21 protein-coding genes are annotated in these 17,088 nt (G+C 61.5%); 4 read left to right on the plus strand and 17 right to left on the minus strand.

Annotated elements, in window-relative coordinates; genetic code table 11:
- Positions 1-10 precede the first annotated feature (10 nt).
- From VJ369_RS08810 to VJ369_RS08820, 3 genes are all read left to right on the plus strand, one after another.
- Positions 11-1,312 carry a M1 family metallopeptidase gene (locus VJ369_RS08810; protein WP_324091706.1) on the plus strand — a complete coding sequence of 434 codons (1,302 nt, stop codon included), beginning with the start codon at positions 11-13 and terminating at the stop codon, positions 1,310-1,312.
- A 116-nt stretch (positions 1,313-1,428) separates the two neighbouring features.
- Positions 1,429-2,325 (plus strand): polyphosphate kinase 2, encoded by an 897-nt coding sequence (ppk2, locus tag VJ369_RS08815; RefSeq protein ID WP_324091707.1) that lies wholly within the window; start codon positions 1,429-1,431, stop codon positions 2,323-2,325.
- A 109-nt stretch (positions 2,326-2,434) separates the two neighbouring features.
- Positions 2,435-2,875: a VOC family protein gene (locus tag VJ369_RS08820; protein WP_324091708.1), complete on the plus strand. Its 441-nt coding sequence runs from the start codon at positions 2,435-2,437 to the stop codon at positions 2,873-2,875.
- Between the two features lie 6 nt (positions 2,876-2,881).
- On the opposite strand, the gene VJ369_RS08825 is transcribed toward VJ369_RS08820, so the two are convergent.
- The 11 genes from VJ369_RS08825 to infC all read right to left on the minus strand — a co-directional run bounded on the left by VJ369_RS08825 (position 2,882) and on the right by infC (position 11,597).
- Positions 2,882-3,187 (minus strand): hypothetical protein, encoded by a 306-nt coding sequence (locus tag VJ369_RS08825; RefSeq protein ID WP_324091709.1) that lies wholly within the window; start codon positions 3,185-3,187, stop codon positions 2,882-2,884.
- Positions 3,184-3,510, minus strand: coding sequence for an antibiotic biosynthesis monooxygenase (locus VJ369_RS08830; protein ID WP_324091710.1), 327 nt, complete (start codon positions 3,508-3,510; stop codon positions 3,184-3,186). Before VJ369_RS08830 ends, VJ369_RS08825 begins: the two co-directional genes overlap by 4 nt.
- A gap of 16 nt (positions 3,511-3,526) precedes the next feature.
- Positions 3,527-3,739, minus strand: a complete 213-nt coding sequence (locus tag VJ369_RS08835) for a hypothetical protein (protein WP_324091711.1) — start codon at positions 3,737-3,739, stop codon at positions 3,527-3,529.
- A 161-nt stretch (positions 3,740-3,900) separates the two neighbouring features.
- Positions 3,901-6,441, minus strand: a complete 2,541-nt coding sequence (gene pheT / locus VJ369_RS08840) for a phenylalanine--tRNA ligase subunit beta (protein ID WP_324091712.1) — start codon at positions 6,439-6,441, stop codon at positions 3,901-3,903.
- Between the two features lie 3 nt (positions 6,442-6,444).
- Entirely contained in the window at positions 6,445-7,524 is a 1,080-nt protein-coding gene (locus tag VJ369_RS08845; RefSeq protein ID WP_324091713.1) for a phenylalanine--tRNA ligase subunit alpha, read from the minus strand.
- Positions 7,525-7,640: 116 nt separating this feature from the next.
- The gene (locus VJ369_RS08850; RefSeq protein ID WP_324091714.1) at positions 7,641-8,291 is read right to left on the minus strand and encodes an LppM family (lipo)protein; all 651 of its coding nucleotides are present in this window, start codon (positions 8,289-8,291) and stop codon (positions 7,641-7,643) included.
- Positions 8,292-8,365: 74 nt separating this feature from the next.
- On the minus strand, positions 8,366-8,800 hold the full coding sequence (locus tag VJ369_RS08855; protein WP_324091715.1) for a (deoxy)nucleoside triphosphate pyrophosphohydrolase: 435 nt from the start codon (positions 8,798-8,800) through the stop codon (positions 8,366-8,368).
- Positions 8,801-8,810: 10 nt separating this feature from the next.
- Complete coding sequence (locus VJ369_RS08860) at positions 8,811-9,668, minus strand: RNA methyltransferase (RefSeq protein ID WP_324091716.1); 858 nt, start codon at positions 9,666-9,668, stop codon at positions 8,811-8,813.
- 136 nt (positions 9,669-9,804) lie between these two features.
- On the minus strand, positions 9,805-10,470 hold the full coding sequence (rplT, locus tag VJ369_RS08865) for a 50S ribosomal protein L20 (protein WP_324091717.1): 666 nt from the start codon (positions 10,468-10,470) through the stop codon (positions 9,805-9,807).
- A 103-nt stretch (positions 10,471-10,573) separates the two neighbouring features.
- Positions 10,574-10,768: a 50S ribosomal protein L35 gene (gene rpmI, locus VJ369_RS08870; protein WP_096254473.1), complete on the minus strand. Its 195-nt coding sequence runs from the start codon at positions 10,766-10,768 to the stop codon at positions 10,574-10,576.
- A 169-nt stretch (positions 10,769-10,937) separates the two neighbouring features.
- On the minus strand, positions 10,938-11,597 hold the full coding sequence (gene infC, locus VJ369_RS08875; RefSeq protein WP_414652637.1) for a translation initiation factor IF-3: 660 nt from the start codon (positions 11,595-11,597) through the stop codon (positions 10,938-10,940).
- 327 nt (positions 11,598-11,924) lie between these two features.
- Here infC and VJ369_RS08880 point away from each other — a divergent pair, with 327 nt between their 5' ends.
- A complete protein-coding gene (locus tag VJ369_RS08880) occupies positions 11,925-12,290 on the plus strand; it encodes a DUF1844 domain-containing protein (protein ID WP_324091718.1) in 366 nt (121 codons plus the stop codon).
- A 141-nt stretch (positions 12,291-12,431) separates the two neighbouring features.
- Here the strand turns inward: VJ369_RS08880 and VJ369_RS08885 are convergent, their stop codons facing one another.
- The 6 genes from VJ369_RS08885 to hisB all read right to left on the minus strand — a co-directional run bounded on the left by VJ369_RS08885 (position 12,432) and on the right by hisB (position 17,069).
- On the minus strand, positions 12,432-13,769 hold the full coding sequence (locus VJ369_RS08885) for an MFS transporter (protein WP_324091719.1): 1,338 nt from the start codon (positions 13,767-13,769) through the stop codon (positions 12,432-12,434).
- Between the two features lie 21 nt (positions 13,770-13,790).
- The gene (locus tag VJ369_RS08890; protein ID WP_324091720.1) at positions 13,791-14,672 is read right to left on the minus strand and encodes an SseB family protein; all 882 of its coding nucleotides are present in this window, start codon (positions 14,670-14,672) and stop codon (positions 13,791-13,793) included.
- A 227-nt stretch (positions 14,673-14,899) separates the two neighbouring features.
- Positions 14,900-15,637: a bifunctional 1-(5-phosphoribosyl)-5-((5-phosphoribosylamino)methylideneamino)imidazole-4-carboxamide isomerase/phosphoribosylanthranilate isomerase PriA gene (gene priA, locus VJ369_RS08895; RefSeq protein WP_324091721.1), complete on the minus strand. Its 738-nt coding sequence runs from the start codon at positions 15,635-15,637 to the stop codon at positions 14,900-14,902.
- Between the two features lie 22 nt (positions 15,638-15,659).
- Positions 15,660-15,812 (minus strand): hypothetical protein, encoded by a 153-nt coding sequence (locus tag VJ369_RS08900; RefSeq protein ID WP_324091722.1) that lies wholly within the window; start codon positions 15,810-15,812, stop codon positions 15,660-15,662.
- Positions 15,813-16,448: an imidazole glycerol phosphate synthase subunit HisH gene (hisH, locus tag VJ369_RS08905; protein ID WP_324091723.1), complete on the minus strand. Its 636-nt coding sequence runs from the start codon at positions 16,446-16,448 to the stop codon at positions 15,813-15,815.
- Positions 16,449-17,069 (minus strand): imidazoleglycerol-phosphate dehydratase HisB, encoded by a 621-nt coding sequence (gene hisB / locus VJ369_RS08910; protein ID WP_324091724.1) that lies wholly within the window; start codon positions 17,067-17,069, stop codon positions 16,449-16,451.
- Positions 17,070-17,088 lie beyond the last annotated feature (19 nt).

Below are 17,088 nucleotides of genomic sequence, written 5' to 3' on the forward strand. Positions count from 1 at the left end.
ACCGCACCGCATGCCGCAGCAGCTAGATGACTACACCAAACACCACGGTTCCGAGCAGTACACCGTGGAGCACTACGACCTGGAGCTCAAGTGCAAGCTGGCCAGCAACCTGCTCGAAGGCAAGGCCGTGCTGCACATCCGCGCCTTGGTCGACCTCGATGTGGTGCGGCTGAACCTGCATGGGCTGCGCGTGCTCAAGGCCACCTGCCAGGGCAAAAAGCTCGCGGTCGCCAAACGGCACCACCGGATCGAGGTGAAGCTGCCCGCGCTGCTGCCCGCCGGCGAACAGCTGGAACTGGCACTGCGCTATGCCGGAAATCCGGGGGTGGACGACGGCATGTGGGGCGAGGTCGGCTGGGAGGAATTAACCGACGGGGTGCTGATTTCCGGTCAGCCCACCGGGGCGCCGTCCTGGTTCCCGTGCAACGACCACCCCAGCCACAAGTCCAGCTACCGTTTTTCAATCACCACCGATGCCGGCTACCGGGCGGTGGCCAACGGCGAACAGGTCGGCTACTCCCGGGCCGCAAGCGCCGATACCTGGGTCTACGAACAGCGTGAGCCGATCGCCAGCTACCTGGCCACCGTGCAGATCGGACGCTACAGCGAAATCCCGTTTGATAGCCAACGCCATCTGCTGGCCTACGCGGTGCCCGGCATGGATCTGGCAGTGCGCGGCGCCTTTGCCAAGCAGGGCGAGATGGCCGAGGTTTTTGAACGGCATTTTGGGCCCTACCCGTATGCAAGCTACAAGATTGTGGTGGTCGACGACGAGCTGGAAATCCCGTTGGAGGCCGCCGGGCTGAGCATTTTCGGGCGCAACCACCTGTCCTTGGACTGGGAGGCGCAACGGCTGATCGCGCACGAATTTTCGCACCAGTGGTGGGGTAATTCGCTGACCTTGAAGCGCTGGAGCGATATCTGGCTGCATGAGGGGTTCGCCTGCTTCAGCGAATGGCTGTACTCCGAATCCACCGGGCTGCTCTCGCTGGCCGAGCGGGCCGAAGCGGCCTGGCAGATGCTCGAACAGTCCGCGCAGGACCTGGCCGTCGGTGCCCCGGGGCCCGAGGCGATGTTCGATGACCGGGTATACAAACGCGGAGCGCTGGCGCTGTTCGCGCTGCGCGGGGAGCTGGGCGCCGAAACCTTCTACGCGATGCTCAAAGACTGGGTCGCCGTCCACGCCCACGGGCATGTGGACTCCGCCGCGTTCCTCGCGCACGCCCAGGGGTACGCGCCCGGCACGCTGGATGTCGCAGCACTTTTGCACCCCTGGCTCTACGAGCAGGCGTTGCCGGCCTTCCCGCACTAACGCGCCGTGTCCCGCGGGAACCACGTGGCGCAGGCCATAGGTCATAAACGCTTAAGTCAATGTACGGTTGGCCAATTGTTCATGAGGTGTTCATCTGGTAAAACTACGCTGGACCCATGACGGTTGAACTCCCCCTGCTTGAAGATGCGTTTCGCGGCTACCGCGTGCTGGACAACGACGACGATGACCCGGTGCTGGTGCGCGCGGACGGGTCCATCGTGGACACCTGGCGCGAGGACTACCCCTACGACGCCAAAATGGAGCGGGCGGCCTACGATACGCAGAAGCGTGCGCTGCAGATCGAACTGCTCAAGCTGCAGAAGTGGCTCAAGGCGCACGATCGACGGCTGATGATCGTCTTTGAGGGACGCGACGCGGCCGGTAAGGGCGGCACGATCAAGCGCTTCACCGAGCACCTGAATCCGCGCGGGGCACGCGTCGTGGCCCTGGAAAAGCCGACCGAGCGCGAATCCACCCAGTGGTATTACCAGCGCTACATCGAGCATTTTCCGGCCGCCGGGGAGATCGTGCTCTTCGACAGGTCCTGGTACAACCGTGCCGGAGTGGAGCGCGCGATGGGGTTCTGCAGCGAAGATCAGGTTGAGCACTTTTTGGAGCAGACCCCGCTCTTCGAACGGCTGCTCGTGGAAGAAGGCATCGTCCTGGTGAAGTTCTGGTTCTCCGTCTCCGCCGCGGAACAGTTCACCCGCTTCCTCATCCGCCGCATCGACCCGGTGCGCCAATGGAAGCTCTCCCCCATGGATCTGGCCTCGCTGGACAAGTGGGATGACTACACGGCCGCGAAAAAACAGATGTTCCTGAAGACCGACACCGAGCATGCCCCGTGGACGGTGGTGAAGTCCAACGACAAAAAACGCGCCCGGCTGCAGGCGATGCGCCACGTGCTGAACCTCTTTGAGTACAAGGGCAAGGACCACGAGCTGGTAGGCACCCCCGATCCGCAGATCGTCGGTCGGGCTGCAAACGTCATCAGCCACGGCGAAGAGTTCTAGTCCCGACTCTTGCGCCTCTTGCGCCACGGCGCGGCCCGGCACTAGGCTGGGGCAACCGATGAACGCCGGCGCGGCATCTCAGTGGTGTACGAAGTGTGGAGGAAAGCTCATGGCAGAACCTGAATCCCCCGAATCCGCGGCGCGCCCAGCGGCTGCTCCCGCGCCCTACATTCTTTTTCCGGGGACCGCTGCCCGCGCGCTGGAGCGCTACCAGCATATTTTCGGCGGAACGCTCGCGCTCTTCAGCTACGCCGAATTTGCGCGCACCGACGGGCCCGGCGAGCACATCGCCCACGGCATGCTGCGCGGTGCGCTCACCTTGTACGCGGCCGATGCCGCAGCGGGCGAAGAAGCGGTGTCCACCCAAGGGCTGATGCTCAGCCTGCTGGGCACGGCGCCACCGGAAACACTGCATGGCTGGTTCGACCAGCTCGCCGAGGGCGGCACGGTACTGGATCCGCTGGCGCGCAAAGCCTGGGGTGCCAGCGACGGACAGGTGCGCGATCGTTTTGGGGTGCACTGGCTGATCGGCTACGAACCGGAAAAGTAATGTGAACTAGCTCTCGCGCGGCTCGGCCAGAGGCATGCCGTAGGGGTAATCCACCCACGGGCCGTCCCCGGTGTGCGGACAGTGCTGCCTGGCCCCATCGCGGACGCATTTGGTGTCAGCCGGATAGCGGTGGCCCTGCAGAAGTGTATCGAACTCGATCGCGCCCACCTCGTGCAGTTCACGCCCATCGGCGTAGCGCAACGCATAGCGGAAGTAGCGGAAACTGCGCCTGCTCAGGCGCCTGGTTCCCTGCAAGGCGGTGGCTCGGACCGCGATCGGAAGCTGTCTGCTCTCCCGCGGGCGGTCGATCACAACCCCTCCTCCGCCGTGGAGACACGTGCCGAGTCGAACACCGGGTCAAAGTGCTCCACCATGGGGAAAGGATCATAAAAATGGTGCAGCGCCTGCTTCCAGCGCTGATACTCAGGTGAGCGGCGAAACCCTTCGGTGTGCGCGGCCACCGACTCCCACCGCACCAGCAGCAGGTAGTGGTTCGGGCTCTGGATCGAACGCGAAAGTTGCAGCGCGATAAATCCCGGTTGTTTTTCGATCAGGCCGCGGACCTGGGCGAAGGCGAGTTCAAACTGCTCCTGGGCGCCGCTTTGCACGGGCAGGATGGCGTGTTCCACAATCATGGTGCTGCGCTCGTTTCTAGGGTCCGGCGGGGTGCCCGGGCAGCGGGTCCGCGGGCGGATCGCTGAATTCCACGCTCGGGGTGGGCGGCTCTTCCAAGTGCGTCCCGGCACCGCGCTGGATCAGATTGACCGCGCCCATCGCCAAAAACACCGCCACCGCTACCGCGAGGGCGCCAAGCACCACAATAAGCAGCACCGCGCCAAGCCGCGCGGCGATCCGTGAACCCATATATTGCCCCCGAGGTAGCTACCGTGAACCCTCATTCTAGCGCGCACCGGCCGGTGCCAGCTGGCGCTTGCCGGAGAAAACCAACGCCCCGGGGCAAGCTGCGAGAATGCAGATTGCCCCGGGGCGTAGACTGCCCGGCGCCGGGCGCCGGTTGACGAGGTTTAGCGCTGGGTAGCACCGAACTTTTCGGCCGCCAAGGCTACCGCGGCGGCACGCGCCTCGGAGGCTTCATCGGCGGTCAGCGTGCGGTCCTCGGCGCGGAAGCGCAACCCGAAGGCCAACGACTTCTTGCCATCTTCGATGCCCTGGCCCTGGTACACATCGAACAAGGTGATCTCTTCGAGCAGTGCGCCGGCACCCTCGCGCAGGGTGTCAAGCACGTGACCTGCGACGACGTGCTGATCGACGACCAAGGCGACGTCCTGGGTAGCCAGCGGCTGGGTGGACAGCGACTGCGCCACGACGACCTGCGGCGCGGCGGCCATCATTGCGGCAGCGTTCAGCTCCATCGCCACGGTGCGCGGCGGCAGATCGGCGTCCTTGAGCACTGCCGGGTGCAGCTCGCCAGCGTAGCCAACCACTTCGCCAGCAACCTTCAGCGCCGCGGCGCGGCCCGGGTGGAAAGCCTGGTGATCGCCCTGCGCGACCTCCAGCTCCACGCCAAGGATGTCCGCGGCCGTGCGTGCGGCGTCCAGCGCGTCGGCCCAGTCCCAGAGGCGCGGCGCGAATCCGGCGGCGGCCGAAGCCTCGTGTCCGGTGAAGACCGCGGCTAGCTGCCACGGCTGGTGGGGAACTCCTTGATACAGGTCCGCGAGTACCTCATCGCTTGGCTTGACGCCCAGCGGTGGAAGGAATGCCGAACCCAGCTGCTCACCCGGGAGGAACACCAGACCGCCCTCGTACAAGGCCAGATCGCGGAAGCCACGGCCGATATTGCGCCGCGCGGTGTCCAGCAGACCCGGCAGCAGGCTGGTGCGCAGGAAACGGAACTCCTTGGAGATCGGGTTGGCCAGCGACACGGCTTTCACCGTGCTGCCGGCTTGCGCGGTGCCGAAGATGTTGTTCTGCGCCTCGGAAACGAACGGGTAGGTCAAGACCTCGGTCAGGCCAGCATCGGCCAGGCCCTGCAAGAGGCGCCGGCGCTGGGACTGGCTCCGGGTCAGGCCGCGCCCTGGCGGGGCCACCGGCAAGGTTGCCGGGATCTGGTCGTAGCCAACCACGCGGGCTACTTCCTCCACCAGGTCTTCCTTAATCTCCAGATCCGGGCGCCAGCTTGGGGCGGTAACCAGGAAACCCTGCGCGTTCTGCGCAACGCTTGCGCCGATGCCCTCCAGCGCGGTGACGGTCTGTTCGTCGGTGTATTCCACGCCGATCAGTGCCCCGGCGAAACCGGCAGGCAGCTGGATCTGGGTGTCGTCCGGAACCATGCCTGCGTCGGTGACCTTGGCAGTCTCGGTGCCCGCGGCCAGCTCCACGAGCAGATCCACTGCACGCTGCGCGGTGATGTCCATAATGCGCGGGTCAACCCCGCGCTCAAAACGCTTGGAAGCCTCCGACGGCAGTTTGTGCCGGCGGCGGGATCGGCCGATGGACACGGCGTCGAAATGCGCGGCCTCGATCAGCACCCGGCGGGTGGAATCGCTGACCTCGGTAGCCGCGCCACCCATGACGCCAGCGATGCCCAGGGCACCGGACTCGTCGGTGATCAGCAGGTCCTCCACCGACAGCTCGCGGTTCTTCTCATCGAGCGTGGTGAGCTTTTCTCCGGCGTTGGCACGGCGTACGGTGATCGCACCGGTGAGCTTGTCCGCATCGTAGAAGTGCAGTGGTGCGCCGAGCTCAAGCATCACATAGTTGGAGATGTCGACAACCAGCGAGATCGAGCGCATTCCTGCCAGTTGGAGGCGCGAGGCCATCCAGCGCGGGGTGGGCAGCGATGGGTCGATGCCGGTGACTTCGCGAGTGACAAAACGCGTGCAGCCGGGCACCTCGTAGATTGGTGCCTCGTCGGACAGGTTGACCTGGTGGCCGGCGCCGGTGGCCGCGGTGACCTTGATGCTGGCCGCCGGGTCGGTGAACGGGGTGCCGGTGGCTAAGCTGTATTCGCGGGCGACGCCGCGGATCGAGAAGCAGTAGCCGCGGTCCGGGGTCACGTTGATTTCCGCGGCCTGGTCATTCAGCCCGAAAAGCTCAAAGACGTCGGTGCCCACTTCTGGGTCCAGCCCGAAGTTTGAGAGCACCATAATGCCCTCGTGGTCCTCGCCGATGCCCAGCTCGCGGGAGGAGGCGATCATTCCGGCTGAAACATGTCCGTAGGTTTTGCGCGGGGTGATTTTAAAATCTCCGGGCAGCACGGCGCCGGGCAGGGTGACAACAACCTTGTCGCCCTCCACGAAGTTATGCGCGCCGCAGATGATTCCCTGCACGCCGTTGGGCTCGATGCCCTTGCCGGTCAGCGTCTGCTCGGTCCCTTCGGGCACCACGCGGACCTGGCACCAGTTGATGGTTTTTCCGTTGGTCTGCTCTTCCTTCACCAAGGAGAGCACCTGGCCGACGACGATCGGGCCCGAGAGGTTGTCGGAGGGACGGTGTACGTCCTCTTCTTCCAAACCGACCTTCACCAGATCGGCCATCAGATCTTCGGCGCTCGCATCGGCCGGAAGCTGCGTGTATTCGCGCAGCCATGAAAGTGGAATACGCATAACTTAGATCTCCATCCCGAAGTGCTGGCTGAAACGAATGTCGCCCTCGATCATGTCGTGCATGTCGGGAACGTCGTTGCGGAACATGAGCGTGCGCTCGATGCCCATGCCGAAGGCGAATCCGGAGTATTCTTCCGGGTCGATCCCGGCGGCGCGCAGCACGTTCGGGTTGATCATGCCGCAGCCGCCCCACTCGATCCAGCGCGGTCCGCCCTTGGCACCGGGGTGCCAGATGTCCAGTTCGGCGCTTGGTTCGGTGAACGGGAAATAGGCCGGACGCAGACGGATCTGTGCGTCCTTGCCGAACATCTGACGCGCGAAGTGCTCCAGCGTGCCGCGCAGATCGGCCATGGTCAGGCCCTTATCCACGGCGAGGCCCTCAAACTGGTGGAAGACCGGGGTGTGGGTGGCGTCCAGCTCATCGGTGCGGAAGGTACGGCCCGGACAGAGCACGTAGACCGGCGTCTCACGCTGCAGCATCGAACGCACCTGCACCGGGGAGGTGTGGGTACGCAGCACCAGGTGTGCGTCGGCAGGCTCAATGAAGAAGGTGTCCTGCATTTCGCGGGCCGGGTGGTCCGGCTTAAAGTTCAGGGCGTCGAAGTTGAACCACTCGGATTCCACCTCGGGGCCTTCGGCGATTTCCCAGCCCATGCCGACGAAAATGTCGGACACACGGTCCTGCAATACCGACAGCGGGTGGCGTGCCCCGACGCGGCGGCGGCGCGGAGCCGCGGTGACGTCGACGGTCTCCTCTTCCAGGATGCGTGCAGCCTCGGCCTCTTCGAGCACTGCCGTACGGGCGGCCAACGCCTTGTTCACCCGTCCGCGGGCGCCGCCGACGAGCTTGCCGGCCACCGCTTTCTCGGACTTGTCCAGCTTGCCGATCTGCCGGTTGGCCAGCGACAGCGCGGACTTCTCACCGCTGTGGGCGAGCCGTGCATCTTTTAGTTCGGTCAGGTCGCCAGCGGATTCGATGGCTGCCAGTGCAGCTTGAACCGCGGCGTTGATGCCTGTTTCATCTGTCGGATGCGGTGCGTTGAGCTCCGCTTCCGTTGCCTCTTGGATTGTCTGATCAGACATGGGATCGATCGATCCTTCTCTTATCTCGTGGAACTATTAGTCCCTATTCTATTAGCTAAGGCCCGTCAACGTTTCAACGATGACGGGCCCAGGCCGTGAAGAAGCTAACGAATCACTTAGTGACCGGCTGGATCCTTGGCTGCCTTCGGTACAAAAGCGAACACGAGGATCATTGCTAAGACCAGCAAGGCGCCTGCAAAAATCAGCGAATAGAACACCGCGTAGTTTGCTGCGCCGGTAGCCTTGTACTCGTTTGCACCGGCAATCATGTCGAAGGTGACGGTGTGGTGATCGACCACTCCGGCGGAGTGGGTGAGCACCTTACCGGGGAAGCTGACCTGCAGGTTTGCCTCGGTGAACTGCTCGTTGACCGCGACTTCACCGGCACCTGGCATCGAGAATCCGAATTCGCCGCCCTGATCGGACAGGGTAATTGGGAAGCCGAAGGTCATAAATGCGTCCTGCAGCTGGACAAAGTTCATCTTGCCGATGGTTTCAAAGCGCAGACCGACGTTTTCCCCGTCATCGATGGTGGTGTAGCTCCACTGCTCGCCCAGAATGTTATCCAGCTCGTCGGTGTTCATCTGTGTGGCCAGCACGTCCTCAAACTTCTGGCCCTGCAGGTTTTCCTGATGAGTGGTGAGCTGCAATGCACCGGTAGCCTGGTCGGCACCGGTCACGTTGACCTCAGCGTTCATGTTGACGCAACCGGACAGGGCCAGCATTGCGGTAAAGACCAGCGCGAGAACGCCAAGAAGTCTCTTCACTCGGATTACTCCTAAAAATTTTGTGGGTTGGTTACGGGTTGCCGTTTCCAGGCACTGTGACCAGCTTACGTGCTTCAGCAGGTAGACCCCGAATGGGCCTGGGCCAGACAGGCAGCCACAATCGGGGCGTCGGCCTCGATCCATGGCACGACCGTGCCCAGGGAATCGTCGAGTTCCAGCCAGGCCAATTGGTCATGTCCATCGAGCGTGTCCGGCGTACCTTCGCTGATCGTGGCGAACCAGACGCGCATTGCTGTCCGCTCATTGAGCACCCAGCCCTGGGCGTGCGGCCCGGTGATTTCGGCTCCGAGAGTCAGCTGTACGCCAAGTTCCTCACGCAGTTCGCGGTGTACCGCATCGATCTGCGACTCCCCCGGTTCGACCTTGCCACCGGGAAATTCCCAGAGTCCGGCCAGTTGAACCGGCCGATTACGCCGTGCCGCCAGCATCTGGGTGGGCGCTTGGAAACTGTCGATGATCGCTACCGCGACGATTTGTTTGAGCTGCATCGGGCGCGACCTACCGCTGGGCGCGAGCCGAGGCGTAGAGGCACACCGTCGCTGCGGTGCTCACGTTCAGTGACTCGGCCACCCCGTAGAGCGGTACTGCGACGTTAAACTGCGCCAGCGCCTTCTCTTGTTCGCTCAGGCCCTGGCCCTCATTGCCGAATAGCCAGATCGTCGGGCGTTCCAGTGCTGGCTCGTCTGCGCTCACGGACTCCACTGCACCAGCGCGTAATACTGCGCCATCTTGCAGTGTGTCTAAGTTGTGTTCCGCGTAGCCATCGGCCGACAAAATTTGGAAGGATTCTTCCGCACTATTGATGTCCGCCACAACCTGTCCGAGGTCCACGTCGCTGAGCACCGGCAGGTGGAACAGTGAACCGGCGGTGGAGCGGACGGCTTTGGGATTATAGATATCGACGCTGTCCTTGGTGATAATCACCGCGTCCGCGCCGGCAGCATCGGCGGCGCGCAAGATGGTGCCGGCATTTCCCGGATCCTGAATGCGGCACAGCACCGCGATCAATTTCGGTTTGGTGGCCAGTACCTCAAAAAGCTGCGGCTGGGACATGGCAACTACGGCGAGGATACCTTGGGGGTTCTTCGTGTCCGACATGGCGGAAATGACATCGCCGGTGACAAAGAAGGTGTGGATGTCGGCCGCATCGAGCAACGTCGCAAATTCCTCGTGGCCTTCCAAGAATCCGGGCACCACGTAGACCTCTTGAACCAGCTGGTCGTTGCTTTGGTGGGCGAGCAGTGCTTCGCGCACCGACTGCGGGCCTTCGGCGAGGAATTCGCCGGTTGCTTCGCGCCCCTTACGGTGGGCGAGCCGGGCTACTGCCTTCACTCGGTCGGCGCGTGGGTTGGACATCACATCATTGGAGAAGCTGGTCATATAACGAGAATACCGGTAGAAACACCGAAGGGTGGGCTCCGCACTATGTGCGGTGCCCACCCTTCGGTGTGATCTGTCCTACCTGAGGCTTAGCTCAAAGGGAGAAACAGATTTACTTCATCTGCTGGCGGGATTCTCCACCAGCTGGCTCGAAGCCTGCAGCCTTAGCAGCGTCGGTCGAGTTGAACCAGAACTCGGCTTCGGTCTGCTCGTACCAGGTCGAACCTGGAACGTGGTACTTGTTCGAACCGGCGTTGCCCTTGATGACGAAGCCTTCTGGTGCGTCTTCGCCTTCAACGGCCTTGACTACGCCTTCGCCTTCGACGGACTTAGCCGCTGGTGCAGCAGCCTTGGCGGCCTTTGGAGCCTTAGCTGCCTTAGGAGCAACTGCAACCTCAGCGTTACGTGGCGCGTTGACATCTGCTGGAAGAGCGTCCTTAGCAACCTTAACCAAGGTAGCGAAAGCGTTCGAATCCGACACAGCAAGCTCGGAAAGCATACGACGGTCAACCTCGACCTCAGCGGCCTTCAGGCCCTGGATCAAGCGGTTGTAGGTCAAACCGTTAGCGCGGGATGCAGCGTTGATACGCTGGATCCACAGGCGACGGAAGTCACCCTTGCGCTTGCGACGGTCATTGAAGCTGTAAACGTACGAGTGGAGCAACTGCTCCTTGGCCTTACGGTACAAGCGCGAACGCTGACCGCGGTAACCCTTTGCGCGTTCCAGAACGACGCGACGCTTCTTATGGGCGTTTACTGCCCGCTTCACACGTGCCACGTGTGTACTCCTTCAAGTCAGTTCCTCCCACCGGGATTACCCGATGAAAGCGAAATCTATGGTTATTGGGGTGGTGCTTCCCCGAATTGCGAAAAGGGAGAGCTTAGATGCCCAACATCCGCTTGATGGTCTTAACATCGGCCTTAGCGACCAACTGGTCAGAAGCCAGGCGGCGAGTAACGCGCGAGGACTTGTGCTCCAGGTAGTGACGGCGGTTAGCCTGCTGGCGCTTGAGCTTGCCGCTACCAGTCAGCTTGAAGCGCTTCTTGGCGCCACTGTGAGTCTTGAACTTCGGCATAGCTGCCGTTCTCCTAACGTGCTCCACATAAATCGTGAGATCTGTGGGGATCATCCGAAGCGGACCCTCTTGGCAAGGTGACCGCTGCTGTTCTCTTGATAGTTGGAACTTCTCAAGGAAGCTCCTTCATCGTTTCCGATGACGGGCCCGAAGGCCCAACAGACTTGGGCTAAGCTTCGTCGTCAGCTACGTTGCGAGCCTGCTCCAGCTTGGCACGAGCATCGTCGTCCATCGCAGCTGCGACGTTCTGACCCTCGGTTTCTTCTGGGGCGTCGGTGCGGATCTTGCGCTTCGCGCTATCCCGGCCACCGGACTTCTGCTGTTGCTGCTGCTGTTCGCGGCGAGCTTCTGCCTTGTTCTTCAGCGGACCTACCACCATGACCATGTTTCGGCCATCGATGCGAGGCGTGGACTCTACGAGTCCTACCTCGGCGACGTCTGCTGCAAATTTTTCGAGCAAGCGAATGCCCATTTCTGGACGCTGCTGTTCACGACCGCGGAACTGGATCATGGCCTTGACCTTGTCGCCTGCGCCTAAGAAGCGTAGTGCGTGGCCGACCTTGGTCTCGTAGTCGTGAGTGTCGATCTTCAGACGGAAGCGAACTTCCTTCAGGATCGTGTTGGTCTGGTTCTTACGAGCTTCACGAGCCTTGACTGCAGCTTCGTACTTAAACTTGCCGAAGTCCATCAGCTTGCATACAGGAGGCTTGGCGGTCGGTGCGACCTCAACCAAGTCCAGATCGGACTCGACAGCTAGACGGAGTGCGTCCTCAATACGGACAATTCCTACTTGCTCACCATTGGGTCCGACGAGACGTACCTCTGGCACGCGAATGCGCTCATTAATGCGTGGATCGCTGATGTGTCACTCCTGATTTTCGTAAGTCACTTACTCGCAAACAAAGAAGGCCTCCGTCTGCGAGGTGCAGGCGAAGGCCAAAACATAGACGACACAATAGTTAAACGAATCTCATCGCAAAACTATTTCGGGATACCGCGAGGCATCCTGCCGAATGACCCGGAAGCCTCAACGGCTACAGCGGGTGGGAGTTGGCCTCCACTTGCATGGCTCAACACTGATCTCTTGTGGACATCATCCGGATACCGGACGCTCTCAAGTACCTGTATTGAGTCGGTCTATGACAAGCTTAGCAGTATGAGTACTCAAGACACCAACTCGCAGCAGGAAGCCGTCGCACAGCAGATGCGCGACATCGCCGAAGTTCCAGCAGTAGAAATCATCACCACCGCAGCGGTCCACCTGATGAGCGCAGCAGCGGTCAAATGTGGACTGGCAGAGGGTGAAGATGCCAATGAGCTGAAGGATCTTGATGAAGCTCGCAAACTAATTACGGCGCTAGCTGGCCTAGTCACCGCAGGCGCACCGGAGATTGGCTCGCAGCACGCAGCTCCTTTGCGTGATGGTTTGCGCAGCTTGCAGCTAGCCTTCCGCGAAGCCTCGTTGATCCCCGATCAGCCAGGCAAGGGCCCGGGCGAAAAGTACACCGGCCCGGTCAACTAGGCTTTATTACACAAAATTTAAGAGATTAACGTCATGGACTCGCTTCCCATTGGGAAGCGAGTCCATTGTTCTTTAGCTCACTTATTGGCTGCAGTTGCCCAGCGAAGAGTGCGCGGGGAACAATTATCAGGCAGCGCGGAGCTATCCGATGGTTTCCAGCCTGCGACGACGCGCGCGTCGCACACGGCGGCGAATCTGTTGGGCGATCAGCGCAATGATCACGATGAACACCGCCAGGGTGCCGATACCGATGAAAGCTTCTGCCGGGCCCAGCGTGTCAACGAAGACGCCTGTCAGCGGTGAACCGAGAGCGGTGCCGGTGGTCATCGCCGAACCATACCAACCCATCGCCTCGCCGCGGCGTTTTTCTGCGACCAGATCGGTGAGCCATTCTGAGGCCGCCGAAAGCGTCGGTGCGCAGAGGAATCCAGGAGCCAACGACAGTAAGGCCAGTGACCAGGTATCGGTGGCGAAGTACATGGGCACGGTGAGTATAGCCATGGCCAGCAACAGCATGAGCGGGGAGATCGAACGATTCATCGCGCCATAAAGCAACCCGCCAATGAGCGAGGCCCCGCACCAGAAGAGGAACACGATCCCTAGATCTCCGGAGCGCGACTGGGCTTCAAGCTCGGCGACGATGCCCACTTCGGTGCCGGTGAGCAGCGCTCCGGCCCCGCCAGCGGCGATGAAGACCGCCAGCACCGAGGCGCTAATCCAGTTAAACCGGCCTTTAAAGGCTCGACCTCGGCTCTTAATTCTGGCGCGCGCTGATTTCCAGCCGGCGGTAATCAGTTCGCCTTCCACCTCGGCTACGCCAACCGGTGCCGCGGCAATGAAGCTGGCTTCTGCGCCGAGGCGTTCCTCATGCACATTGGCGCGCATCGCGACCGCTTTTGGATCGTCGCTGCGCGTGGGTGGGTTCAAAATCATCAGCGCGAGCCCAGCCAGCGAGGCAGTGATTCCAATGACGCTCAGTCCGATGGTGCTGCTGATCTGCGTGGCGACGATTCCTGCGGAGGCCGGTCCGACGATGAAGACCAGCTCGGTGCCGGTGGCATCGAGCGCAAAAGCCGTGCGGCGTTGGTCTCCAGTGGTCATGATGCCCAGCGCCGTGCGGACCACGGAGAACACCGGTAAGGAAAATAGCCCGCCCACGAACGCCAGCGGGTAAACCCATTCCAGTGCAACGTGGGGCACAGTGCACCAGACGAGGGTTTCCACGAAGATCGAAGGGATCAGCGCCCGGCGCAGACCCCACGCATCAACGCGGGCCCCACGCCACGGTGCGCCAATTGCGATACCCAGGGTCATTAATGCGGTGACCAGACCCGCAGATACCCAGCTCTGATCAAGGTTGGTGACCAGGTGCAGGAGCAAGAGCATACTCAGCGCCGAATGCGGAAGTCGGGCAATCATTCCGATGACCAGTAGCGAAGAGATCTGCGGCTGCCGCAGAATCTGCCAATACCGTTTCATACCCGGGCTTTTCCTTCTCTATTAGTTCGGTGCGCTGTGCAAGCTCACTTCGATTGAATCTACCGCTTCGGCGAATTCTGGGTTTTGGGCCAGTAGCCCGTGAATACTTTGGGTGATCTGTCGGGCTTCGGCCTCCGGGGTGCCGGCGGCAAACACGAACTGCAAATTAAGTTCTGGACCCGCCCCTCCACCTGGAACTGTGGCGCCTAGCTGGTCACGCGAACCGACCCCGCAGCCCGGAGCAAGCCTCACGGTCCGTAATTTCTGGTGTCCGGCGGTAGCTTCTTCGACCAGCGTTGCCACCTGCTCGTTCAAATAACTCGGGATCCAGTCAATTTGTTTAGCCAGCGTCCACATTCCCGGGCGGCGCAGCACAAAGGTGAAGTCGCTGCCGGGATCGAGCACTAAGAGCTGGGCTTCTTCGCTGACCGCGGACAGGGCCGCACGCGGTGCATAGACCGCGACCGGTCGGGCCTGATCATGCCAGGCTTGCAGGCGTTCGACGGTAGTGAACACGGGCAGAGCCATGCGGCCATCGGGTGCCTTGATTTTCACCAAGGCCATATCCGCTTCCTTGTCGGCGGCGAAACCATGCTCGGTCATCGCCTCCTCACCCAGTTGCGCGACCACGGCTACGAAGATCCGGGCCTGAGACAGCGCGCGGTGCACCCCCGCTTCATCCCCGGTCCCAGCACGCAGTTCGGCAAGGGCCCGGACCACGCCCGCGTCGGCGGATCCATCGTCCTTATCAAATTTGTGCAAGGGATTTTCTTCGCCACTTAGATCGCGCCCATCCCAGCTTTGGCCCGCAGAATCAGCGTGATTACCGGCCTGCGCCAAGGCCGCTGCAATGTGGCCGGGCAGGTGTCGGGTGGGTTCTGATTCTGGGTGCAATGCGCTCATAAAACAATGCTATCCGGCGTGCGCAAATAGAAAAGACCTCAATGCTTCCTGCGCCCATGAGGTTGGCCACCCATGGCAGTGTCAGGGGGGCAATAAAGTCCCAATCCCCCAGCGTTGGCGTATTCGATAATCACCGGATTACCCGATCGTCGCGTTACACGATGCCGTATTAAAAGCAGGACCCGAGGGATCATTATGCGCTGCCTCGGGTCCTGTAATTAGTGTGTTTAGCGGCGGCCGGCCACGTCTAGCGCTTGCGCAAGAGTGAACTGACCGGCGTACAGGGCCTTGCCCATGATCGCGCCTTCGATTCCCTCGGAGACCAATTCACGCAGTACGCGCAGGTCCTCGAGCGAGGAGATACCGCCGGAGGCAATGACTGGCTTGCTGGTCTTCGCGCAGATTTCACGCAGCAGCTCAACGTTCGGGCCACGCAGTGTTCCGTCCTTGGTCACGTCGGTGACCACGTAGCGGGCACAGCCGGCGTCTTCCAAACGGGCCAGTACGTCCCAGAGTTCGCCCCCATCTTTAGTCCAGCCGTGGCCAGAGAGAGTGGTTCCGCGAACGTCCATGCCGACGGCAATCTTGTCACCGAATCGTTCAATCGCCCGAGCGGTCCATTCTGGATTTTCCAGCGCGGCGGTACCCAGGTTTACGCGCGTCGCTCCAAATTCTAGGGCGCGTTCCAGCGAGGCATCGTCACGGATGCCACCGGACAGCTCCACCTTGATATTCAGTTCTTGCGCGATACGCTGGACCACTTCGGTGTTGCTGCCGCGGCCGAATGCTGCATCGAGGTCCACCAGGTGCAGCCATTCGGCGCCTTCGCGCTGCCAGGACAAGGCAGCTTCTAGTGGGTCGCCGTATCCGGTTTCCGATCCGGCCTCACCCTGGACCAGGCGCACTGCCTGGCCGTCGGCAATATCTACCGCCGGAAGCAGTTCAAGAATAGGTAGCTCGCTCATAATTTCCTTCTATCACTAATGTCTAGAGTGTGCGGACCCAACCGGCGGCAACTGCCGCGGCGGCCAAGGCCCATAATGCGATGATCCAGGACAGGTGCGCCTTCTGACGTTGCAGCGAAATCGCGCCGCCAGCCAGAAAGGCTCCGAGGGCCATCAGGAGAATTGCCCAAATCATTTAGAGCGTCTCCAACCAGTTACGCAGCAGCTTTGCGCCCGCGTCGCCGGATTTCTCCGGGTGGAACTGCACTGCCGAGAGTGGACCATTTTCCACTGCGGCGACAAAGTCGGTTCCGTGAGTAGACCAGGTCACCTGTGGCGGGGTCATCGCCGGCTGGGTGACATCAAATTCCCACTTCTGCACCGCATAGGAGTGCACAAAATAAAACCGTTCGTTCTCGATGCCGGCAAAAAGCTTCGAATTTTCTGGTGGGCGTACGGTATTCCAACCCATATGCGGGATGACCTCGGCCTGTAAACGCTCGACGACACCGGGCCATTCACCGATGCCTTCGGTTTCCACCCCGTGTTCAACGCCCTGCTCGAAAAACACCTGGTGTCCTACACAGATGCCAAGTACTGGTTTGCCGCCTGCGATGCGCCGGCCGATCCATCGTAGTGCGCCGGTTTTGGTAAGTTGTTCCATTACCGATGCGTAAGCTCCGACTCCGGGAACGACCAAGCCGTCGGCATCGAGGATGGCTTGAGCATCGGCGGTCAGCTCAACTTCTGCTCCGGCAGCTTCCAACGCGCGCACTGCCGATCGGACATTTCCGGAACCGTAGTCCAGGACAACTACCTTCTTCTTCGCCACTTACAGGGCACCCTTCGTGGATGGGATTTTGTCACCCATGCGTGCGTCTGGTTCGACGGCTTCACGCAAGGCACGGGCGAAAGACTTGAACTGGGCTTCGACGATATGGTGCGGGTCGCGGCCCGAAAGGACTTCGATGTGCGCGCAGATCTGTGCGTGGAAGGTGATCGCTTCAAAGACGTGGCGCGTCATCGAACCGGTGAAGTGCCCTCCGATCAGGTGGTATTCCTGACCTGCCGGCTCGCCACCGTGCACCAGGTATGGGCGGCCTGATACGTCGACGATCGAACGGGCCAGCGCTTCGTCCAGTGGTGCATAGGAGGTACCAAAGCGGCGAATGCCTGCCTTGTTCCCCAAGGCAACACGCAATACCTCGCCGATGGTGATCGCCACGTCTTCAACCGTGTGGTGCACGTCGATGTGGATGTCACCGGTGGCACGCACCGTCAGGTCGATCAGCGAATGCTTGGATAGCGCGGTGAGCATATGGTCGTAGAACGGCACGGACGTGCTGATCTCCGAGGTACCGGTCCCATCCAGGTCCAGCTCGACAAAAACTGATGATTCGCTGGTCACGCGTTCCATACGGGCGCGACGAGCGCCAATCAATTCGGCAGACATGTCTTCCTTCGCTTGTGTG

Origin of the sequence: Glutamicibacter sp. (assembly GCF_035257265.1) — a bacterium.
In the GTDB taxonomy this organism is placed as follows: domain Bacteria; phylum Actinomycetota; class Actinomycetes; order Actinomycetales; family Micrococcaceae; genus Glutamicibacter.

Bases quoted from the DNA above. Each gene is read 5' to 3' on its own strand.
- VJ369_RS08810 (WP_324091706.1), top strand. From the start codon at position 11: ATGCCGCAGCAGCTAGATGACTACACCAAACACCACGGTTCCGAGCAG.
- ppk2 (WP_324091707.1), top strand. From the start codon at position 1,429: ATGACGGTTGAACTCCCCCTGCTTGAAGATGCGTTTCGCGGCTACCGC.
- VJ369_RS08820 (WP_324091708.1), top strand. From the start codon at position 2,435: ATGGCAGAACCTGAATCCCCCGAATCCGCGGCGCGCCCAGCGGCTGCT.
- VJ369_RS08830 (WP_324091710.1), bottom strand. From the start codon at position 3,510: ATGATTGTGGAACACGCCATCCTGCCCGTGCAAAGCGGCGCCCAGGAG.
- VJ369_RS08835 (WP_324091711.1), bottom strand. From the start codon at position 3,739: ATGGGTTCACGGATCGCCGCGCGGCTTGGCGCGGTGCTGCTTATTGTG.
- pheT (WP_324091712.1), bottom strand. From the start codon at position 6,441: ATGCGTATTCCACTTTCATGGCTGCGCGAATACACGCAGCTTCCGGCC.
- VJ369_RS08845 (WP_324091713.1), bottom strand. From the start codon at position 7,524: ATGTCTGATCAGACAATCCAAGAGGCAACGGAAGCGGAGCTCAACGCA.
- VJ369_RS08855 (WP_324091715.1), bottom strand. From the start codon at position 8,800: ATGCAGCTCAAACAAATCGTCGCGGTAGCGATCATCGACAGTTTCCAA.
- VJ369_RS08860 (WP_324091716.1), bottom strand. From the start codon at position 9,668: ATGTCCAACCCACGCGCCGACCGAGTGAAGGCAGTAGCCCGGCTCGCC.
- rpmI (WP_096254473.1), bottom strand. From the start codon at position 10,768: ATGCCGAAGTTCAAGACTCACAGTGGCGCCAAGAAGCGCTTCAAGCTG.
- VJ369_RS08880 (WP_324091718.1), top strand. From the start codon at position 11,925: ATGAGTACTCAAGACACCAACTCGCAGCAGGAAGCCGTCGCACAGCAG.
- VJ369_RS08885 (WP_324091719.1), bottom strand. From the start codon at position 13,769: ATGAAACGGTATTGGCAGATTCTGCGGCAGCCGCAGATCTCTTCGCTA.
- VJ369_RS08890 (WP_324091720.1), bottom strand. From the start codon at position 14,672: ATGAGCGCATTGCACCCAGAATCAGAACCCACCCGACACCTGCCCGGC.
- priA (WP_324091721.1), bottom strand. From the start codon at position 15,637: ATGAGCGAGCTACCTATTCTTGAACTGCTTCCGGCGGTAGATATTGCC.
- VJ369_RS08900 (WP_324091722.1), bottom strand. From the start codon at position 15,812: ATGATTTGGGCAATTCTCCTGATGGCCCTCGGAGCCTTTCTGGCTGGC.
- hisB (WP_324091724.1), bottom strand. From the start codon at position 17,069: ATGTCTGCCGAATTGATTGGCGCTCGTCGCGCCCGTATGGAACGCGTG.